Below are 5,559 nucleotides of genomic sequence, written 5' to 3' on the forward strand. Positions count from 1 at the left end.
GATTCGGACCTGGGGCACCGACGCCTCCAGCAAGCCGCTCTTCGACTCCGCCGCCGCCCACGGCATCAAGGTCATCGCGGGCTTCTGGCTCCAGCCCGGCGGCGGCCCCGGCAGCGGCGGCTGCGTGAACTACCTGACGGACACCGCGTACAAGAACCAGATGCTCCAGGAGTTCCCCAAGTGGGTGGACACCTACAAGGACAACCCCGGTGTCCTGATGTGGAACGTGGGCAACGAATCGGTGCTCGGCCTGCAGAACTGTTATGCCGGGGACGAGCTGGAGAAGCAGCGCAACGCCTACACCACCTTCGTCAACGACGTCGCCAAGAAGATCCACGCGGTGGACCCCAACCACCCCGTGACCTCCACCGACGCCTGGACCGGGGCCTGGCCCTACTACAAGAAGAACGCCCCCGACCTCGACCTCTACGCGGTCAACTCCTACAACGCCGCCTGCGACATCAAGTCCGACTGGGAGAAGGGCGGCTACAGCAAGCCCTACATCGTCACCGAGTCCGGGCCCGCGGGCGAATGGGAGGTTCCCGACGACGCCAACGGCGTTCCCGAGGAGCCCACCGACCGGGCGAAGGCCGCCGGATACAGCAAGGCCTGGGACTGCATCACCGGTCACCGGGGCGTCGGGCTCGGCGCCACCATGTTCCACTACGGCACGGAGTACGACTTCGGCGGCGTCTGGTTCAACCTGCTCCCCGCGGGCCAGAAGCGCCTCTCGTACTACGCCGTGAAGAAGGCCTACAAGGGCAGCACCGCCGGGGACAACACCCCGCCGGTCATCACCGATCTGACCGTCGACGGGGATGCGGGCAAGGTCCCCGCGGGCGCCCCGCTCACGCTCACCACCAAGGCCGGCGACCCGGACGGCGACCCGCTGTCCTACGAAGTGCTCGCCAACAGCATGTACATCGACAAGAGCAAGGACCTCACCCCGCTGTCCGTCACGAACCTGGGATCGGGCCGTCTGAAGGTCACCGCCCCGGACAAGCCCGGCGTCTGGAAGATCTACGTCAAGGTCAGCGACGGCAAGGGCAACGTCGGCATCGAGACGCGCTCCGTACGGGTGGTGCCGCCGCCGGTCAACGGCACGAACATCGCACAGGGCAAGACCGCCACCGCCTCCTCCTTCCAGCCCGGCAGCGGCGACTGCCCGTGCACCGCAGCGAACGCCGTCGACGGCAAGAACGGCACACGCTGGGCCAGCGACTGGAGCGACCCGCAGTGGCTCCAGGTCGACCTGGGCTCCACCACCTCCTTCAAGCACGTCCAGCTCAACTGGGAGACCTCGTACGCGAAGGCGTACACGATCCAGACCTCCGACAACGGCAGGGACTGGAAGACCGTGCACGAGGTCAGCGCCGGCAACGGCGGCATCGACGACTTCGACGTGAACGGCTCCGGCCGCTACGTCCGGGTCAACGGCACCCAGCGAGGCACCGGATACGGCTACTCGCTCTACGAATTCGGCGTCTACAAGTGATCTGCAAGTGATCTGACGCCGGCGCCGCTTCCCGTCGGGGGCAGGAGGAGCAAGCAATGACGCGGGACGAACTGCTGAAGCTGGTGGGCACGCTCGATCTGGTGCGCAAGGTGGGTCTGCTGACCGGAGCCACCGTGTGGCGCACCCGTGCCGAACCAGCGGTAGGGCTACGGGAGATGGTCTTCTCGGACGGTCCCGCCGGGGTGCGGGGGGAGGAGTGGGACGAACGCCGGCCCTCGCTGCTCCTGCCCTCCGCCTCCGCCCTCGGCTCCCTGTGGGACGAGCAGCTGGCCGGTGAGCTCGGCGAGCTGCTCGCCCTGGAGGCGCTGCGCAAGAAGGTGCACGCGGTCCTGGCGCCTACCTTGAACCTCCACCGCTCCCCGCTGGGAGGGCGCCACTTCGAGTGCCTGGCCGAAGACCCGGAGCTGGCCGCGCGCACGGGAGCCGCCCTGATCCGCGGTATCCAGGCCCACGGCGTTGCCGCGACCGCCAAGCACTACGTGGCCAACGACTCGGAGACCGAACGGCTCACCCTGGACGTCCGGGTGGACGAGCGGACGCTGCGCGAGGTGTACCTGGCCCCCTTCGAAGCCGCCGTCCGCGCGGGCGTGTGGCTCGTCATGAGCGCCTACAACGGCGTCAACGGCACGACGATGACCGCCAGCGACCTGCTTGCCGAACCGCTGAAGGGAGAGTGGGGATTCGACGGGGCCGTCGTCTCCGACTGGGGCGCCGTACGGCAGACGGCCCAGAGCGCGGCGGCGGCCCAGGACCTCGCGATGCCGGGGCCGGACGGACCGTGGGGCGCGGCGCTGGTGGCGGCGGTCCTTTGCGGAAGCGTTCCCGAGGAGGCGATCGACGACAAAGTGCTGCGCCTGCTGACCCTGGCCGACCGGGTCGGCGCCCTCGGCGGCGGACGCGGCATCCCGTCGCGCGCCTGGCCGGGCGGCACCGCCCGCTGTCTGCTGCGCCGGGCCGTCGCGGCCAGTACCGTACTGCTGCGCAACGAGGACGTCCTGCCCCTGGACGCCGCCGCGCTGCACAGCGTGGCCGTCATCGGACGGCACGCCTCGGCACCGCGGCTCCAGGGAGGAGGCAGCGCCGGCGTCTTCCCGCCGGACGTCGTCACCCCGCTGGACGGCATCCGCGCCCGGCGGCCCGGCCGGACCAGGGTGCTGCACGCGCCGGGTCCGGACCTGGGCGGGCTGCCCCTGCCCCTGGACCCCGCACGGTGCGAGAACCCGCTCACCGGGGAGCCCGGCGTGCTGCTGCGCGTGCTGAGCGCGAGCGGTCACGAGCTGTACGCCGAACACCGCCTGTCCGGAAGGCAATTGGAACCCCCGCTCGCACCGGAAGCCCACACCGTCGAGATCAGCGCGCTGGTGCGCCCGGCCGGTGACGGCAAGTGGACCTTCGGGGTGGGCGGCTACGGCCGGATGAGTCTGGCCGTGGACGGACAGCTCCTGGTGGAGGGCGAGTTCGCGCGCGACAGCGAGGATCCCGCGGTCATCCATCTCGACCCGCCGCGCCGGCACGCCTCGGTATGGCTCGCGGGCGGACAGCCCGCCCATGTCGTGGCCCGCCGGGAACTGGCCCCCGACACCGGCCGCGCCGTCGTGGTGACGGCCGCGGAACCCGAGCCGGACCAGGAACAAGCCCTGGCCGAAGCGGTCGAGGCCGCGCGGCAGGCGGACGTGGCCGTGGTCGTGGTCGGCACCACCGAGGGCAGCGAGTCCGAGGGGCACGACCGCACCTCGCTCACGCTGCCCGGCCGCCAGGACGAACTGGTCTCGGCGGTCGCCGCCGCCAATCCGCGCACCGTGGTCGTCGTCAACTCCGGCGGCCCCGTGGAGCTGCCCTGGCGGGAAGAAGCCGGGGCGGTGCTCCTTTCGTGGTTCCCCGGCCAGGAAGCGGGCGCCGGGCTGGCCGACGTCCTTCTGGGGCAGGCCGAACCGGGCGGCCGGCTGCCCACCACCTGGGGGGCCGCCCTCGCGGACGCCCCGGTCACGCACACCCGCCCGCAGGACGGCCGACTGGTCTACGCCGAGGGCCTGCACATCGGCTACCGGGCCTGGCTGCGGGCCGGGCGCGTGCCCGCGTACTGGTTCGGCCACGGCCTGGGCTACACCACCTGGAGCTACGAGAGCCTGCGGGTCGCCGGCGCGCACGACGGGGGAGAGGACCTGGTCGCGGAGGTGAGGGTGCGCAATACGGGCGTGCGCTCGGGGCGCGAGGTGGTGCAGGTCTACCTCGCGCGGCCCGATTCCGCGGTGGAGCGCCCGGTCCGCTGGCTCGCGGGGTTCACCGCGGTGCGCGTGCAGCCCGGGCAGACGGTGACGGCGACGGTGCGGATCCCGGCGCGGATGCTGCGCCACTGGGACACGGACGCCCGCGCCTGGCGCACCGAAGAAGGCTCCTGGCGGATCCTCGCCGGTCGCAGCGCCGGTGATCTGCCGCTGACGGCAACCGTCCGCGGGCCGCGCGAGCGCCGGTAGCGGGCCCGCAGATGCGGGAGAGCGCTCTATGAGAGCCCGGGGGCGGGGCGTTAGGGTTCCCGAATGGACAGACAGATGCCGACGCTCGAGGACGTGGCGCGCGAAGCGGGGGTCTCGCGCGCCACCGTCTCCCGGGTGGTCAACGGCGTGCGCAATGTCGCCCCCGCCATCCAGGACGTGGTCAACGCGGCCATCGAGCGCACCGGTTACGCGCCCAACCGGGCCGCGCGCTCCCTGGTGACCCAGCGCGCGGGCACCATCGCCCTGGTCGTCTCGGGCGCCGGCGACCACTCCGACGCGGCACAGAACGCCTTTGCCACACGGGTGTTCGCGGACCCCTTCTTCGGCCGGGCCGTCAGCGGAGTGGTGGGCTTCCTGCGGCCGCGCGGCATGCATCCGGTGCTGATGTTCGCCGAGACGGAGGACTCCCGCCGGCAGGTCCTGACCTATCTGCGCCAGGGCAACGCGGACGGCGCCCTGGTCGTCTCGACGCACGCCCAGGACCCGCTGCCGGAGCTGCTGGCCGAAGCACGGCTGCCCGCGGTGTTCTTCGCCCGCCCCTCACTGCGGGCCCGCGTCACGTTCGTCGACTTCGCACACCGGGACGGGGCACGACTGGCCGCCGATCATCTCCTGGCTCGCGGCTGCCGCCGGGTTGCGACCATCTCGGGCCCGCTGGACATCCCCGCGGGCCGCGAACGCCTCGCTGGCTTCCAGGACGGCATGGAGCGGGGCGGCCAGCCCTACATCCCCGTCGCCGAGGGCGGGTTCACCCTGGAGAGCGGGGCGAGGGCGATGCGCAGGATGCTGGTCGAGCATCCGGACATCGACGGGGTGTTCGCGGCCAATGACCTGATGGCGCAGGGGGTGTGCCAGGCCCTGCGGGAGGCGGGCAAGCAGACCCCCCGGGACGTGGCGGTGGTCGGATTCGACGACTCCAGCGTGGCCGTCACCTGCGTGCCCCCGCTGACCACGGTGCGCCAGCCGGTCGAGGAGATGGGCGCGGCGATGGCCCGGCTGCTGCAGGAACAGATCGAGGGCGTACGGACCGACCCCACCTCGGTGATCTTCGAACCGGAGCTGGTGGTGCGCGAGTCGGCCTGACACGCGGCACCGGCAGCGACAGGCGGTGGCATCGATCCGCCGCGGCGAGGGTCAGCGCCGGTGCATGGTCTGCAACGCCTCGACGAGCACCTTGGGGTCGTGCCCTCCCTTGTAGACCGGCGGCGGCTGCTTCTTGAGCCCGAGCAGCTGCGCGACGGCCGTCCAGGCGGTGCGCACCGAGTACTCGACCGTGAACACCACGTCGTCGGGGACTTCCGCGTACTGCCCGATGAAGGCGAGGTTGGTGGACCCCTCCGGCACGACCGGCGGCCGGTCGCCCGCGCTGCGGACCAGGAACTGGCTGGTGATGTAGGGCATCAGGGCAGGCACCACGATCGAGTTGTCCAGGATCTGCGGGCCCTCCTCGAAGCGCAGGTGGTGCAGGACCTCGTCGAGGATCTCCCGGCCGGTGCACTCGCGCATCGGCTTGCGCACGAAGTCGCCCTCCTCGTCGGGGAACAGGGC

At 71.7% G+C, this 5,559-nt stretch carries 4 protein-coding genes; 3 read left to right on the forward strand and 1 reads right to left on the reverse strand.

Annotated features, from left to right (window positions below):
* The 3 genes from ACQKIP_RS38245 to ACQKIP_RS38255 all read left to right on the forward strand — a co-directional run.
* The coding region (locus ACQKIP_RS38245; protein ID WP_427745196.1) for a discoidin domain-containing protein at nt 1–1,495 on the forward strand (1,495 nt) is incomplete at its 5' end.
* Between the two features lie 56 nt (nt 1,496–1,551).
* Nucleotides 1,552–3,990, forward strand: coding sequence for a glycoside hydrolase family 3 C-terminal domain-containing protein (locus tag ACQKIP_RS38250; RefSeq protein WP_427745197.1), 2,439 nt, complete (start codon nt 1,552–1,554; stop codon nt 3,988–3,990).
* Nucleotides 3,991–4,053: 63 nt separating this feature from the next.
* Nucleotides 4,054–5,094 carry a LacI family DNA-binding transcriptional regulator gene (locus ACQKIP_RS38255; protein ID WP_365854060.1) on the forward strand — a complete coding sequence of 347 codons (1,041 nt, stop codon included), beginning with the start codon at nt 4,054–4,056 and terminating at the stop codon, nt 5,092–5,094.
* Nucleotides 5,095–5,145: 51 nt separating this feature from the next.
* On the opposite strand, the gene ACQKIP_RS38260 is transcribed toward ACQKIP_RS38255, so the two are convergent.
* On the reverse strand, nt 5,146–5,559 hold a 414-nt coding region (locus ACQKIP_RS38260; protein WP_427745198.1), incomplete at its 5' end, for an oleate hydratase.

Origin of the sequence: Streptomyces sp. NPDC059900 (genome assembly GCF_050270335.1) — a bacterium.
GTDB lineage: Bacteria > Actinomycetota > Actinomycetes > Streptomycetales > Streptomycetaceae > Streptomyces.